At 67.6% G+C, this 13647-nt stretch carries 15 protein-coding genes; 11 read left to right on the forward strand and 4 right to left on the reverse strand.

Annotation, left to right across the window (positions count from 1 at the left end; translation table 11 throughout):
* Window position 1 precedes the first annotated feature (1 nt).
* The 4 genes from ACI3KT_RS13400 (at window position 2) to ACI3KT_RS13415 (ending at window position 3494) form a co-directional block, all read left to right on the forward strand.
* Window positions 2–613, forward strand: coding sequence for a nucleotide exchange factor GrpE (locus tag ACI3KT_RS13400; RefSeq protein WP_404904756.1), 612 nt, complete (start codon window positions 2–4; stop codon window positions 611–613).
* Between the two features lie 7 nt (window positions 614–620).
* The gene (locus ACI3KT_RS13405) at window positions 621–1601 is read left to right on the forward strand and encodes a DnaJ C-terminal domain-containing protein (protein WP_404904758.1); all 981 of its coding nucleotides are present in this window, start codon (window positions 621–623) and stop codon (window positions 1599–1601) included.
* Window positions 1602–1628: 27 nt separating this feature from the next.
* A complete protein-coding gene (locus ACI3KT_RS13410) occupies window positions 1629–2060 on the forward strand; it encodes a heat shock protein transcriptional repressor HspR (RefSeq protein ID WP_292904809.1) in 432 nt (143 codons plus the stop codon).
* A gap of 72 nt (window positions 2061–2132) precedes the next feature.
* Window positions 2133–3494 carry an FAD-dependent oxidoreductase gene (locus ACI3KT_RS13415; RefSeq protein ID WP_404904760.1) on the forward strand — a complete coding sequence of 454 codons (1362 nt, stop codon included), beginning with the start codon at window positions 2133–2135 and terminating at the stop codon, window positions 3492–3494.
* Here ACI3KT_RS13415 and ACI3KT_RS13420 read toward each other — a convergent pair.
* Both ACI3KT_RS13420 and ACI3KT_RS13425 read right to left on the reverse strand, forming a co-directional pair.
* Entirely contained in the window at window positions 3475–4122 is a 648-nt protein-coding gene (locus ACI3KT_RS13420; protein WP_404904762.1) for a Pr6Pr family membrane protein, read from the reverse strand. The genes ACI3KT_RS13415 and ACI3KT_RS13420 overlap by 20 nt on opposite strands.
* 59 nt (window positions 4123–4181) lie before the next feature.
* A complete protein-coding gene (locus tag ACI3KT_RS13425; protein ID WP_404904764.1) occupies window positions 4182–4355 on the reverse strand; it encodes a hypothetical protein in 174 nt (57 codons plus the stop codon).
* Between the two features lie 73 nt (window positions 4356–4428).
* Here ACI3KT_RS13425 and ACI3KT_RS13430 point away from each other — a divergent pair, with 73 nt between their 5' ends.
* The 6 genes from ACI3KT_RS13430 (at window position 4429) to ACI3KT_RS13455 (ending at window position 10682) form a co-directional block, all read left to right on the forward strand.
* The gene (locus tag ACI3KT_RS13430; RefSeq protein ID WP_404904766.1) at window positions 4429–5574 is read left to right on the forward strand and encodes a DUF4185 domain-containing protein; all 1146 of its coding nucleotides are present in this window, start codon (window positions 4429–4431) and stop codon (window positions 5572–5574) included.
* Between the two features lie 151 nt (window positions 5575–5725).
* The gene (locus tag ACI3KT_RS13435) at window positions 5726–7090 is read left to right on the forward strand and encodes an extracellular solute-binding protein (protein ID WP_404904768.1); all 1365 of its coding nucleotides are present in this window, start codon (window positions 5726–5728) and stop codon (window positions 7088–7090) included.
* Between the two features lie 73 nt (window positions 7091–7163).
* On the forward strand, window positions 7164–8090 hold the full coding sequence (locus ACI3KT_RS13440) for a carbohydrate ABC transporter permease (protein WP_404904769.1): 927 nt from the start codon (window positions 7164–7166) through the stop codon (window positions 8088–8090).
* Complete coding sequence (locus ACI3KT_RS13445; protein ID WP_404904771.1) at window positions 8090–8983, forward strand: carbohydrate ABC transporter permease; 894 nt, start codon at window positions 8090–8092, stop codon at window positions 8981–8983. The genes ACI3KT_RS13440 and ACI3KT_RS13445 overlap by 1 nt, the downstream gene beginning before the upstream one ends.
* Before the next feature lie 32 nt (window positions 8984–9015).
* Window positions 9016–10116: a DUF4185 domain-containing protein gene (locus tag ACI3KT_RS13450; RefSeq protein ID WP_404904773.1), complete on the forward strand. Its 1101-nt coding sequence runs from the start codon at window positions 9016–9018 to the stop codon at window positions 10114–10116.
* Between the two features lie 125 nt (window positions 10117–10241).
* Window positions 10242–10682: a DoxX family protein gene (locus tag ACI3KT_RS13455; protein WP_404904774.1), complete on the forward strand. Its 441-nt coding sequence runs from the start codon at window positions 10242–10244 to the stop codon at window positions 10680–10682.
* Window positions 10683–10801: 119 nt separating this feature from the next.
* On the opposite strand, the gene ACI3KT_RS13460 is transcribed toward ACI3KT_RS13455, so the two are convergent.
* Together ACI3KT_RS13460 and ACI3KT_RS13465 are read right to left on the reverse strand one after the other, a co-directional pair.
* Window positions 10802–11389, reverse strand: coding sequence for a hypothetical protein (locus tag ACI3KT_RS13460; RefSeq protein WP_404904776.1), 588 nt, complete (start codon window positions 11387–11389; stop codon window positions 10802–10804).
* A 10-nt stretch (window positions 11390–11399) separates the two neighbouring features.
* Window positions 11400–12533, reverse strand: coding sequence for a glycoside hydrolase family 172 protein (locus ACI3KT_RS13465; RefSeq protein WP_307292546.1), 1134 nt, complete (start codon window positions 12531–12533; stop codon window positions 11400–11402).
* A 104-nt stretch (window positions 12534–12637) separates the two neighbouring features.
* On the opposite strand from ACI3KT_RS13465, the gene ACI3KT_RS13470 reads away from it, so the two are divergent.
* Window positions 12638–13624, forward strand: coding sequence for a LacI family DNA-binding transcriptional regulator (locus tag ACI3KT_RS13470; RefSeq protein ID WP_292904841.1), 987 nt, complete (start codon window positions 12638–12640; stop codon window positions 13622–13624).
* Window positions 13625–13647 lie beyond the last annotated feature (23 nt).

Here is a 13647-nt window from a genome sequence, read left to right on the forward strand (position 1 = left end):
CATGACGGACAAGAACTTCGAAGAGAACGAGGTTCCGGAGGGGTCGGATGCTCAGGCATCCGGCCCCGCGCCGCAGAACCCGGATTCCGATGAGGCCAGGGCCGCCGAAGGCGCCGATGAGGAGCTCACGGTCGACGACATCCTGAACGCCGAGCAGACCGACGAGGCTGCCGCAGAGGATGCCGCGATCGCCGACGCCGAGGCGACCCTGCTGAACGACCTGAAGCGCCTTCAGGCCGAGTACGCGAACTACCGCCGTCGCACCGAGGAGCAGCGCCAGACCGACATCGAGCGCGCGAAGGGCGAGGCCGCCAAGGGCCTCATCCCCGTGCTCGACGATCTGGCTCGCGCCGCCCAGCACGGTGATCTGGTCGAGGGCACCCCCTTCGCCGTGATCGCCGAGAAGGTGCGCACTGTGGTCGAGCGTCTCGGCGTCGTCTCGTACGGCGAAGCTGGCGACGAGTTCGACCCGCAGCAGCACGAGGCGATCTTCCAGCAGCCCACGCCTGGTGCGGAGAAGACGACGATCCTCGAGGTCGTCGAGGTCGGCTACCGGCTCGGCGACGTCGAGCTGCGTCCCGCGAAGGTCGTCGTCGCAGTACCTGCCGAGTAGGGGACAGATGGCTAGCCAGGACTGGTTCGACAAGGACTTCTACAAGACCCTCGGGGTCACGAAGGACGTCAGCGACGCTGATCTCAAGAAGACCTATCGCAAGCTCGCGCGGAAGTACCACCCCGATTCCAATCAGGGCGATGCGGCCGCCGAGGCGAAGTTCAAGGAGATCAGCGAGGCCTACTCGGTGCTGTCGGATGCCGAACAGCGCAAGGAGTACGACGAGATCCGCGCGATGGGCTCTGGCGCCCGCTTCACCGCGGGTGGTCAGGGCGCGGGCGGCTTCGAAGACGTCTTCAGCCGGTTCGGCCAGCAGGGTCGCGGACAGAGCGCCGATTTCGAGGACATCTTCTCGATGTTCAACCAGGGCGGCGGAGGCTTCGGCTCCGGCGGTTTCGGGCGGACCTCGGGCGGATTCCGCGGGTACGGAGGCCCGCAGCGCGGCGCCGACGTCACCGCGCGCACGACGCTGGACTTCACGACCGCCGTGCAGGGAGAGACCATCACCCTGCAGGGCGAGGACGGCAAGCCGTTCAAGGTGAAGATCCCGGCCGGCGTTGCAGACGGGCAGAAGATCAAGCTGCGCGGACGCGGACGGCCCTCGCCGGACGGCGGTGAGAACGGCGACATCGTCGTGCAGATCGCCGTCAAGCCGCACCCGGTCTTCACCCGCGACGGGCTCAACCTCCGCGTCGTGGTCCCGGTGACCTTCACCGAGGCCGCGCTCGGCGCGACGATCGAGGTCCCCACGCTGGGCGGCGACACGGTCAAGCTCCGTGTCGCCCCCGGTACGCCTTCGGGTCGCGTGCTGCGGGTCAAGGGTCGCGGCGTCACCACGACCAAGGGGTCGGGCGACCTGCTCGCCGAACTCCAGATCGCGGTGCCCTCGCACCTCGACGAGGCAGCTCGCGAGGCGCTCGAGAAGTTCCACGAGCTGGAGCCCGACGAGAACCCGCGGGCCGACCTGATGGCGAAGGCCCGGCGATGACGACCGGGCTCTGTGCGGGTGAGTCCGATGGCTGAACGACAGGGCATGGATGCCGACACTCCGGTGTTCGCGATCGCCGTCGCCGCCGAGCTCGCCGGCATGCACCCGCAGACGCTGCGTCAGTACGACCGGATCGGCCTCGTGGTCCCCGGTCGTACGACCGGCGGCTCGCGGCGCTATTCGACCCGCAACATCGAACAGCTGCGCGAGGTCGCCCAGCTGTCGTCCGAGGGCATGAGCCTGCCGGCGATCGCGCGGCTGCTCGACCTCGAGGACGAGAACCGGATGCTGCGCCGGCAGGTCTCGGGCCTCGAGGCCGCATTGCGCGCCGAACGGGAGAACCGCCCTGGCGTCCGCGTGTTCGCCGCCGGGTCGGCCGGCGTCGTGCCCGTGCCGAACGGCCGGCGCATCCGCCGCTCCACCGAGATCGTCCTGTGGGATCCGCGCGCCCGCGACTGACATCTCCCTCGGAGCGCAGGGGGCCATTGGGGCGCAGCAGGGCGAGCGCGGTATCGTTGCGTCACGATGAGGATGACGCGTCGCACTCTGCTGGTCGGCGCCGGAGCCGGCGTGATCGGGGTGCTTCTCGCCTCGTGCACTCCGGAGCCGGCGCCCACACCCACGCCTGATCGCACTCCCTCGCCGACCCCGACCGGCGACAGCCTCGCCCCGATCGCCTTCGCTCGCAGCGCATGGTCGACCGACCCGTCAGCCCTTGGTGCGGCGAGCTTCACTCCGGTCGGCGTTCAGAGCGCCGCTCGTGACGCGCTCGCGACACCGGTCCGCGACCGCCTGTTCTTCGCTGGTGAGGCGACCGATGCCGATGCACCGGGGACCATGGCCGGAGCGCTCCGCTCCGGCACCCGCGCGGCCGAGGAACTGCTGGCCGCAGCCGGCGCAGGAGAGCGCGTGGCGATCGTCGGCGCCGGACTCGCAGGAGCCGCCGCCGCCTCACGCCTCGCCGCGACGGGTCTCGCGCTCACGGTGTTCGAATCGCGCGATCGCACCGGGGGCCGAATCCAGAGCGTGGTCGACGACGAGCGATGGCCCGTGCCCGCGCAGCTCGGCGGCTGGCTCATCGGCGCCGACGACACCGAGCTCGGCGAACAGCTGAACGCGCTCGACATCCGCACAGCGGTCCTCGAGAGCGCTCTGTGGAGCTCGCCCGACGGCGTTGTCGACGCGCCGTCGAGCCAGCCGGTCATCGACGCGATCGCTGCGGCCGAGGCGCTCCCGGCCGACGTCCCTCTGGCGCAGGCGCTCGCCGATGCCGGCGCCGACCCCGCAGAACCGGGGCTCGCGGCGCTGCTCGCCTACGTCGCAGCATCCGCCGGGTCCGACCCCGATCAGGCGTCGTCGTGGTTCCCGCCCACGCTGCCGCCCGACACCCGCACGGCCGTGCTCGGCGACCTCGGCGCAGTGCTCGCGCAGCTCGTCGACGGCGTCAGGGTGAGCCTGTCATCGGCCGTCTCGCGCGTCGCCTATGACGATGCGGGCGTGAGCCTCGGCATCGCCACCGGGGAGTCGCTGTCGTTCGACCGCGTCATCATCACGGTTCCGCTCGGGGTGCTGCAGAGCGACGGCATCGAGTTCGCGCCCAAGCTGCCGTTCGCGCAGCGCGGGGCGATCGCCGACCTCGGCATGGGCTTCATCGAGACCGTCTGGCTGCGTTTCGACGAGCCGCTCGTCGACACGGATGCCACCATATGGCATGCGGTCGGCGCAGAGCAGACAATCCGCACCTGGTTCAACCTCGCACCCGTCACGGGAGACGCGATCCTCGTCGGGATCGTCGGGGGCGTCGACGCCGCCGAGTTCGCAGCGCTCGACGACGAGGCCGCTCAGGCCGCGGCCATGGCCGCGCTGGCGCCGTTCATGCAGCCGATCGCCTGATCTGCGGCATCCGGCTGATCAGCACCAGCACGCACGCCACGAGCGCGAAGATCGACAGCGCCACGGCACTCGTGAGGAGGAATTCGGGCATCCCCGACACCTGTCGTGGGTCGAGGAAGTAGTACGGATACCAGCCGACGAGCGGCCCCCGCCACATCGTCACGCCGCCCCACGCGAGGGGGAAGAGCAGCGACCACGGCACGATCCACCACGACACCCGGCGGTGGCCGGGTGTGAGCACCCAGGCGATCGCCGTGCAGGCGGGCAGCCAGAAGTGCAGCACCTGATCGGACCAGGGCACATCGACGCGGATGCCGCGGAGCCCGGCCTGCCAGACGATCAAGGCGAAGGCGAGCCCGGCCGTGATGGTCCAGGTCAGCACGAGGGCGAGAGCGATCGTGAACCAGCGTGGGTCAGTCGCTCGCGTGAACGCGAGTGCAGTGCCGATCAGCAGCACGACCACGAGCGCGCAGTTCGATTCGACCGTCAGATACGCGAAGAAGTTCTCGCCCGCGGTCGTCCGTGAGCTGAGTCCCCAGAACAGCCGGTGCACGAGGGCGACTGTGCACACGGCTGCCGCGGTGAGACGCAGTGCGCCGAAAACCGCACGCGCCCGCACTTTCGCCATCCGGCGAGTCTACGGAAGTGCGCTCGACGCTCCCTCAGGCGCACGCGTGGGGGATGCGGTCAGCGTGCGCCTTCTTCCGGGTGGTCGAGATAGGGCGTGAACACACGCAGCAGTCCGCGAGGTTCCGGCGTCGGCGGGATGCCGATCTGCATGCCGTTCTCGTGTCCCCACCGAGGTTCGAAACCGTCGGCCGCGGACGGGCGCAGCCACGGAGTGTAGGGGGTGTCTGTCATGCCGAAGACCCTAGTGTGTTGAAATCGATTTCGCTAGATTCGGATCCATGACCGTCACCGATCGAGGAGGATCATGTCCGTCACTTCCGCATCCCGCAGGGCCGCCGTCGCGGCATCCGTCGCCCTCGCCCTCGTGCTCGCCGGATGCGCCGGGAGTGCGGGGGTGAGCGTCGATCCGAACCCCGACAAGCCCTTCGTGCTCGACGGCGTCTCCGAGGTCGCGGAGATCGCGCAGCTCACCGGCCCCGACGCCATGAACGACACCGCGGCGGTCTCGGTCGCCGGCACCGATCTCGGGTCGATGGTCAACGTCGGCGACCGCACGTTCTTCCTGTTCGGAGACACATTCGGCGAACGCGATCCGGAGTCGATCGGAGGGCAGGGAGGCTTCTGGCGCTCGAACGTCGCCGCGTGGACGACCGACGACGACCCGTCCGACGGGATCTCGTTCGACGGCTGGGTCGAAGACGACATCGGTCTGGCTGCTCCGCTCGTCGAAGGGGACCATGACGCGAACGGTGCGGGAGGCGAGGTCACCAAGATCCCGACCTACGGCTTCGCGATCGGCGAGACGATCTACGTCTCGTACATGTCCGTGAAGTTCTGGGGAGAGCCGGGCGCCTGGGATGCCAACCGTTCCGCGCTGATCGTGTCACGCGACGGGGGAGAGAGCTGGGCGCCCGTGGACGGCGTCGAATGGCCCGGCGACTCGAACTTCGTGCAGTTCGCCACGGCGGAGGTGCACGAAGGCGGCGAGGACTGGATCTACTTCTGGTCCATCCCGTCGGGGCGATTCGGAGGTGTGCAGCTGATGCGTGTGCGGGCCACGGAGGACGCGGTCGAGGACCAGGATGCCTACTCCTACTTCGCCGGCGTCGACGGCGAGACCCCGCGATGGAGCAGCGATCTCGAGGATGCCGAGGCGGTCGTCGAGGGGACGATCGGCGAGTTGTCGGTCATGTGGTCGACGTACCTGGATCGCTGGATCATGACCTACTCGGATGCGGGCAACGCCTACATCCGCGAGGGCGTCACTCCGTGGGGTCCGTGGGGGCAGGCGATCGAGCTCGTGTCAGGCGATGAGTACCCGGGGCTGTACTCCCCGTACCTCAATCCGCGTTACGTGAGCGACGACGGCAGCACGATCTACTTCACGCTCTCCCTCTGGGGTCCGTACAACGTGTTCTGGTTCTCGGCGGATCTGGTGCGCGCGGGCTGAGAAGACGATTTGATCCCTTGCGCATGAAATCGATTTCGCATAATCTGGCGCTTACCCGGTCACCGAGGATCGACGCGCGGCCGGATCCCTTCGGCGGCAGCCGAGCACACAGCAGCGACTCGATGAGGAGTCCGTTCCTGAGGAGGAACCCATGAGAATCACCACACGCACGCGTCGCACGGCGATCGCCGCTCTCGGAGCGCTGACGGTCGGCTCGATGCTCGCCGCCTGCGGGTCCGGCACCCCAGGCGAGTCGGCGGGGGAGGGCAGCGGAGACGGCGTCACCACCGTGCAGTTCTGGCACCGCTCCTTCACCCCCGTGGAGAACGAGTGGTACGCCGACATCGTCAAGAAGTTCAACGCGTCGCAGGACAAGATCAAGGTCGTCGACACCGAGGTGCCGGCGGATGCCTGGGACCAGAAGATGAAGGCCGCACAGGCCGCGGGCAAGGCTCCCGACGTGTACACGAGCTCCGCCAACCTCCATGACCTCGTGAACGCGGGATCCGTGCACGAACTGGACTCGATCGTCTCGAAGGATGCGCTGGGCGAGATCCTCGACATCGCCTCCTCCATCTCGGAGATCGACGGCAAGCACTACGCGTACCCGCTGCTCCTCGAGCCGCAGACCGTGCTCTTCTGGAACACGGACATGCTCGATGCTGCGGGTGTCGACTCCAGCAAGGCCCCCGAGACCTGGGACGACCTCCTCGACGCCTGCGCGAAGATCCAGCCCACGCTCGCCGACGGCCAGTACTGCATCTCTCCCGCGCAGGACGCCGTGACGATGGCATGGTCGACGGTCGGTCAGCAGTACAACTTCTCCGGCCACCTCGCACTCACCGACGACTGGTCCGCGCCCGACGTCGACGACAAGGGCTACCGTGCTCTGATGGAGCAGTACAAGGTGCTGTGGGACAAGGGCTACATGCCCAAGCAGCCCCTCGCGGCCTATGTCGCCGGAGAAGACTTCGGGCAGCAGAAGGTCGCCTTCAAGGTCTCCGGCTCGTGGATGATGTCGGAGATCGGCTCCGACTACGCCGACCTGCTCGACAAGACAGGCGTCGGCCGCTTCCCGAGCGCCTCGAACGCCGACGGTCGCACCGCCACCACCATGGGCAACTTCACCTGGGTCGTCGACGCGAAGACCAAGAACGCGGATGCCGCGGGCGAGTTCCTGTCGTGGGCGATCGGCGGCGATCCCGACAACCTGGTGCCTTTCTTCGTGAACACCCAGTTCACCAAGGTGCCCGTACGCCAGTCGGTGCAGGATGCCGTCGCCGCGAGCGAGGAGGCCGCGAAGGCCCCTTGGTCGAAGGTCATCGTCGACGAGATCGCCCCGGACGCCATCGCCGGCTCCACGTACCCGTGGGATGTGAACCTGGCCGTCGGCACCGCGATGGAGTCTGTCATGAAGGGCTCGGCGTCGGTGGACGACGCGATCAAGACCGCGAACGCCGCGATCCAGACCGTGATCGACCGCGACGGGCTGCCCGACAAGGCGCCGAAGAACTGACCCTGTCGGCGTGACCGCCCGGGGCCCAGAGGCCCCGGGCGGGACGACGCCCCGAGAGCACGACGAGGTGGATATGGCCAGCCAGGCTGTGGAGGAGCGCCGCGACATCCGGCGCAAGAAGAACCGCTATCGATACCGCGACAACAAGACCGCCTACTGGTTCCTGCTGCCCGTGGTGGCCCTGCTGGGGATCTTCGTCATCTGGCCGGCGATCTACGCCGGGTATCTGTCGTTCCAGGACTGGAGCTTCTACAAGGATCCGGAGTTCGTCGGCATCCGCAACTACGCCAACGTCCTGAAGGACCCGCTCTTCCTCGCGACGATCGGACGCGGCTTCGCGTTCGTGCTGATGACGGTCCCCGTCATGCTCGTGCTGGCCTTCCTCTTCGCGAGCCTCGTCGTCGCCGTGTCGCGCCGGGCGGCCAGCATCCTGAAGGTCAGCATCTACATCCCGACGATCATCTCCGCCGTGATCGCGTCGATCATCTTCGTGCTGATCTACAACTACTCCGGCGGACTCCTGAACGCCTTCCTGGGCACGATCGGGATCGAGCCGATCGCCTGGATCGGCGATCCGAAGTGGGCGCTGCTGGCAGTCGCCGTGCCGGCGATCTGGCTCGGGATGGGCCTCACCTCCCTCATCATGGTCGCCGCGATGGTCGACATCCCCGTCGAGTACTACGAGGCGGCGGCGATGGAAGGAGCGAACTGGGGGCAGAAGACGGCGTACATCACGATCCCGCAGATGAAGAACGTCGTGCTGTACCTGCTGATCACCGGCTTCGTGGCCGCGATCCAGCAGTTCGAGCTGCCCCTCGTCATGACTCAGGGCGGCCCGCTCGACTCCACGACCCTGCCGAACCTCTTCATCTTCAACCACTTCCGCAACGACGTGAACGTCGGCTACTCGATCGCGGCCGCTCTGCTGCTGTTCGTCGTGCTGGGGACGATCTCGGCGCTCGTGTTCAAGTTCGTCAATTCCGAGAGGCTGGTGGACTGATGGCCGTCATGCAGGAGACCACCCGCATCGTGCTGGCAGGGAAGGAGCCGCGGTCGCAGCGGGTCCCGCGCAGCACCGGCGGCTGGCTGATCCTCACCGGGAAGGTGATCCTCGGCGCCCTCTTCGTCATCGCGTCGCTGTTCCCGCTCGCCTGGATGGTGATCGCCGGGTTCAAGTCGAAGACCGAGGTCGTCGAGACGCCGTTCCAGTTCTTCCCCGAGGTCTGGCTCTGGCAGAACTACGCGCAGATCCTGGCGGATCCGACCTTCCTGCGGACGCTGGCCTGGACGTTCTTCGGAGCGATCCTGTTCACGGTGGGCAGCCTCGCGGTGAACTCGCTCGCCGCCTATGCGTTCGCCCGCCTGGACTTCCGCTTCAAGGGACTGATCTGGACAGTCGTCATCACGACCATGTTCATCCCCGGTATGACGATCCTGCTCACGAGCTTCATCGTCGTCACCCGGCTGGCGATGCTCGACACCCTCGCGGTGCTCGTCATCCCCGGACTCGCGAGCGCGGGCATGGTGTTCTTCATCCGGCAGTTCTACCTGAACATCCCGAAGAGCCTCGAGGAGGCCGCGATGCTCGACGGCTGCGGACGCTTCGGCATCTTCTGGCGGATCTTCCTCCCGCTCTCCAAGCCGCCGTTCGTCGTGATGGGGATCACCGCGTTCCTGGCCTACTGGAACTCCTACGTCTGGCCGATCCTCACGATCACCTCTCCGGAGAAGTTCGTGCTGCAGCAGTATCTCGCGACCTTCCGCTCCGAGCGCAGCACAGAGCTGGGACTGCTGATGGCCGGCTCCGTCCTGGCAGCGGCCCCGGTCATCATCCTCTTCCTGATCTTCCAGCGGCAGATCATCGGCAACATCAAGATGGCAGGTCTCAAGTAGCAGTACCCATGCGGTGACGAGAGGAGCGGTCGATGGAGACCGAGAGCACGAACGAGCGCGGCGTCAGCCGCCGAGGACTCATCCAGGGCGCGGCGGTGCTCGGCGCGGCCTTCATCGCCGCGACGGCGCCGGCGCCACCGGCATCCGCAGCGGGGCTCACCGTGACGAGGGTCAAGGTGCTGGCCGGCACCCAAGCACCGGTGCAGTACGGGGTGGGGGCGACGGATCTCGGCATCCCCGCGCGCACTCCGGACGGGCGGATGCTGTTCATGTTCGGCGACACCTGGGCCGACCACGTCGGCGGGGCGAACTGGCGCTCGCCCGTCGCCCTGTACTCGTCGACGACGAACCTCGTCTCCGGGGTCACGTTCAACGGCTCCGCGGGAGCGGGGGCGAACACGCAGGGCACCGCCCCGCAGCTCTGGTACTACCCGCACGACAACTACTTCACGACGGTCATCCCGTCAGACGTCATCACGATCGGCACGCGCATGTACCTGCACGCGATCGTCAACGGCCCGCAGTTCGGCACCGTGCGCTGGACGGAGCTGTGGAAGTCCGACGACAACGGCGCGACCTGGCAGCACACCGGGCTGCAGTTCCCCGCCGACATGGCCGGAGGAAAGTTCCAGTGCATCACGTGGGGCGAGGGCAACGACGGCTACGTGTACATCTACGGCACCGGCTTCCAGCGCGACAAGGGCATCGTGCTCTATCGGGTGCCGTCGAACAACATGACCACGCTGTCCGCCTACCAGCCCTGGGGGTATGCGAACGGCTCCTGGGGCTGGGGCAAGCCGGTCACCGAGGTCCTCTCCGGCCAGTTCGGCGAGATGTGTCTCCGCCCTCTCGGCGGCAAGTGGATCCTCACGTGGTTCAACTCCGGCGCGTACCGGATCGACGCGATGGTGCTGAACACCCCGACAGACAATCTCTACACGGCTGCCAAGACCACCCTCTTGTACGGCACCGAGTGGAACACCGAGGACGCCTCGCACGTCGCGCAGCTGTACGGCGGCTACATCATCCCCGGTTCGACGCTGTCGGATCTGCATCTGAGCGTGAGCCAATGGAACACCGGGAACAACAGCGTCTACCACTCCGAGCAGTTCCGGGTGCAGGGACTCGTCTGAGGCGACGGTAACGAGGCGTCACACGCACAGGAGACCGATAGATCCCCTTCCTAGCGTGGTCGGCAGGGAACGACCCTGCTCCGCGCCTGGCGCGCGGGTGTCCTGCCACGAAGGAAGAACTCCTCATGACGAACACCACCGCCCCCTCCTCGTCCGCCTCGCTGGGACTCCTCGTCCTGCGCGTCGTGGTCGGCCTGATCTTCGTGGCGCACGGTGCGCAGAAGATCTTCGAGTACACCCTCCCGGGAACCATCGGCAGCTTCGCCGACATGGGCGTCCCCCTGCCGGAGATCGCGGCGCCGTTCGTCGCTTTCGTCGAGCTCATCGGCGGCGCCATGCTCGCGCTCGGGCTCTTCACCCGCCCGGTCGGCATCCTGCTGGCGATCGACATGATCGTCGCGATCGTGGCCGTGCACCTGCCCGCGGGCCTCTGGGTCGGCGAGGGCGGCTACGAGTTCGTCGCCGTGCTCGGTGTCGCGGCGCTCGCGCTCGCCTTCACCGGCGCCGGTCGCTTCTCGATAGACGGTGCCGTCCTGCGAGGACGCGCACCCGCCTGGCTGGTCTGAACAGGCGCGCCCCACACGAACGACGAGTGTCCTGAGACGGTCCGGTGGCCGCTCCCGTCGCAGAAAATCCCGGAAATCGGCATCCATACCCGGAGATTTCGCGACGGGAGCGGAGAACGTCAGAGCGCCGCGAGTTCGCGCCGCATCCAGGACTCGACGGATGCGGCGACCTCCTGTGGGGTCAGCGCGTCGGTGTCGATCACCTCGGCCCGCCACCGCGGGTCTCCTGGTTCCAGGTCGGCCCAGCGCGACCACTGCATCGGCAGGGGGCTCGCGACACGGATCACCTCTGGAGCATGTCGGGGGTCGAGGGTGTGCGCGAGGAACCACTCGCCGAAGCGGTTGTGGTGCACGATCACCTCCAGGTGCTCGCCGCGCTGCACCAGCCGCTCCGTGCGCACGTCGGGGGAGCAGTCGAGCAGGCATACGCGGATGCCATCGAGCTGATCGGCGGAGGGCGCGGCGAGGAGCTCGCCCATCGGCACCTGGCCGCACAGCAGCACGTGGGCGCCGTCGGCCTGGGCGATCAGCGCCTGCTGTACCCAGTGCTCGACGGCGCCGTGCCGCCAGGCGGTGTCCGCCCCATCGGGAACCCCGATCGAGTCGAACTCCTCGCAGCGGACCGGCGCTCCCCAGTCCACGGTCTCGAGGAGCGAGAGTACGGTCGACTTGCCCGCACCGCTCGCACCGGTCAGCGAGAACAGCATCCGGTCACCGTCAGGCCCGCGGATCGCGCGGAGGCGTCGCGCCGATGTCGGGCACGGGAGCGGTTCCTAGGTGCACCTCCAGATCGTCCGCGCTCGGCGTCTTCGGACGCCGAGCGGTCGGGCGATCGAGATAGAACATCGCGGTGGACGCGATGTCGTCACGCAGCGGCAGGTAACGCCATCCGCTGCGCCAGCCGAGAGCCTGGATGTCGACCTTCGGGATGCCGGTGGCGAAGTGGATCGGGTCGAGCAGGTGCCACCGGTACATACCGAAGCGCTGCTGACTCACGTAGAGGCCATCGGGCCTGATCACCTGCGGCATCCCGAGGTAGGGGGTGGAGAACTCGGTGTACCCCTGCCCGGGGATGTCGAAGTTCCATGCACCGCCGAAGTAGTCCTCCGTTCCGGTCCCGCAGATCGTGGGGTAGTCGGTGTCGTCGTCGAGGTAGAACTTGATCTCGCCCTCACCCCACCAGCCGTTCGAGTTCACGCCCCAGGCGATGTAGGTGCCGACGTACTGCCCCTGGCCTTCGATACCCTCGAGGATCACGTGCGGTGTGAGGTCCTCGAGAGGGTTCGAGCGACGCCACTGCGCATGGAAGTAGGCGTCGCCGGAGTGATCTCCGCCGACCTCGTACGTCACCTGGTAGTAGATGCGCACATCGACGGTCGATGTGTTCTCGAGCGTGAGCCGCGCACCGTCGCGGAACGGCATGGGCCAGTACGAGTTGAACCCGCCGTGCGGGTTGGCGGCGATCGTCTGCGAGTTGACCTGGGCGAAAACGCCCCACCCGTTGCAGAAGAAGTCTCCGTACGGAACCTCGACGGCGGGCTCCTCGGCTCCGTCCCAGTACGCGCGCAGCAGCAGGGTGCGCCAGTTGTCGGTGTGCGTGGTGATCCAGATATGCGTGATCTTGCCCGAACCCTGGATGCGGGCGAGGTCGAACGTCTCGCCCGCCTTCACATCGACGCTGGGCGAGATCTTCCAGCCGGGGCCGAGGTCACGCGCGCAAGATGCGCCCGTGCCCTCGGTCGCCCGGCCACCGCCCCCAGCGGATCCATCGAAGTTCTCCGGCGAGATCGAACGCGTCTGCACGGGGCGCAGCGTCGCGAGGGTCGCCAGGTCAGAGGGTGCGAAAGTCATGGGCGCCAATGTAATCGATTTCACCTCAGAACGCCAGAGAACGGATGCGTGCGCGATACTGTTGCTTCACATCCGGCACATCCGGACAACGCAGTGAGGTTCGCATGTCCACGATCTACGACGTCGCAGAGCTCGCCGGAGTCTCTCCGGCGACGGTCTCGCGCGTCTTCAACGGCACGAGCGTGTCGGAGGAGAAGGTGGCCGCTGTCCGCGACGCCGCCGCCCGTCTGAACTTCACGCCGAATCGCACCGCGAGGACGCTGCGTCGGCAGAGCTCCGAGGTCATCGCCCTCGTCATCCCCGATATCGAGAATCCGTACTTCACCGAGATGGCGAGGGGCGTCGAGGACGTGGCCTCCGAAGCCGGATATTCGGTCGTGCTCTGCAACTCCGACGCGCAGGTGGAGAAGGAGGCGACCTATCTCCGGATCGCGATCGCCGAGCACATGTCGGGGATCATCATCGCGACCGCCGACGAGCACACCGATCTCGACAGCGTCCTCGCCACGGGGCGGCCGGTCGTGGCTGTCGACCGCGGCACCGACTACGACATCGACGAGGTCGTGATGGCCAACCGTGCCGCCGGCACGTCGGCCACGAAAGACCTGATCGACGCAGGGTATCGCAGAATCGCCTACATCGGCGGTCCTGAGCACATCGATACGGCCGCAGAGCGCGCCGCCGGCTGGCGGGCGGTGCTGGGAGCGTCGCGACCCGAGCTCGACCTCGACGAACTCGCACGGTTCGCGACGTTCAGGGTCGACGGCGGGAGAGCGGCGATGGAAGAGCTGCTGGCCCTCCCCGACCCTCCCGACGCCGTCGTCGCGGGCAACAACCTCATCGGGGTCGGCGCTATCCAGGTGCTCACCGAGCACGGCCTCACGCCACCGCAGGTGGGCGTCGCGGTGATCGGCTCGCTGCCCTTCACCACGCTCTCGCCGACCGCCGTGACGGTCGTCCGGCTGCCAGCGCGGCACATGGGCGTCACGGCTGCGCGCATGCTTCTGGAGCGCATCGGCGGCGACGCCCAGCCTGCGCGCACGGTCGTGCTGCGCAACGAGATCCAGTCGGCCTCCGTCATCCGCGGCTGACGGATCCCGTCACTCCGAAGGCC

The sequence above is a fragment of the Microbacterium sp. ZW T6_19 genome, from assembly GCF_044987465.1.
Lineage (GTDB): Bacteria > Actinomycetota > Actinomycetes > Actinomycetales > Microbacteriaceae > Microbacterium > Microbacterium natoriense_A.

Excerpts from the sequence above, each read along its gene's own strand:
- ACI3KT_RS13400 (WP_404904756.1), top strand. The coding sequence starts at position 2 with ATGACGGACAAGAACTTCGAAGAGAACGAGGTTCCGGAGGGGTCGGAT.
- ACI3KT_RS13405 (WP_404904758.1), top strand. The coding sequence starts at position 621 with ATGGCTAGCCAGGACTGGTTCGACAAGGACTTCTACAAGACCCTCGGG.
- ACI3KT_RS13410 (WP_292904809.1), top strand. The coding sequence starts at position 1,629 with ATGGCTGAACGACAGGGCATGGATGCCGACACTCCGGTGTTCGCGATC.
- ACI3KT_RS13415 (WP_404904760.1), top strand. The coding sequence starts at position 2,133 with ATGACGCGTCGCACTCTGCTGGTCGGCGCCGGAGCCGGCGTGATCGGG.
- ACI3KT_RS13420 (WP_404904762.1), bottom strand. The coding sequence starts at position 4,122 with ATGGCGAAAGTGCGGGCGCGTGCGGTTTTCGGCGCACTGCGTCTCACC.
- ACI3KT_RS13425 (WP_404904764.1), bottom strand. The coding sequence starts at position 4,355 with ATGACAGACACCCCCTACACTCCGTGGCTGCGCCCGTCCGCGGCCGAC.
- ACI3KT_RS13430 (WP_404904766.1), top strand. The coding sequence starts at position 4,429 with ATGTCCGTCACTTCCGCATCCCGCAGGGCCGCCGTCGCGGCATCCGTC.
- ACI3KT_RS13435 (WP_404904768.1), top strand. The coding sequence starts at position 5,726 with ATGAGAATCACCACACGCACGCGTCGCACGGCGATCGCCGCTCTCGGA.
- ACI3KT_RS13440 (WP_404904769.1), top strand. The coding sequence starts at position 7,164 with ATGGCCAGCCAGGCTGTGGAGGAGCGCCGCGACATCCGGCGCAAGAAG.
- ACI3KT_RS13445 (WP_404904771.1), top strand. The coding sequence starts at position 8,090 with ATGGCCGTCATGCAGGAGACCACCCGCATCGTGCTGGCAGGGAAGGAG.
- ACI3KT_RS13450 (WP_404904773.1), top strand. The coding sequence starts at position 9,016 with ATGGAGACCGAGAGCACGAACGAGCGCGGCGTCAGCCGCCGAGGACTC.
- ACI3KT_RS13455 (WP_404904774.1), top strand. The coding sequence starts at position 10,242 with ATGACGAACACCACCGCCCCCTCCTCGTCCGCCTCGCTGGGACTCCTC.
- ACI3KT_RS13460 (WP_404904776.1), bottom strand. The coding sequence starts at position 11,389 with ATGCTGTTCTCGCTGACCGGTGCGAGCGGTGCGGGCAAGTCGACCGTA.
- ACI3KT_RS13465 (WP_307292546.1), bottom strand. The coding sequence starts at position 12,533 with ATGACTTTCGCACCCTCTGACCTGGCGACCCTCGCGACGCTGCGCCCC.
- ACI3KT_RS13470 (WP_292904841.1), top strand. The coding sequence starts at position 12,638 with ATGTCCACGATCTACGACGTCGCAGAGCTCGCCGGAGTCTCTCCGGCG.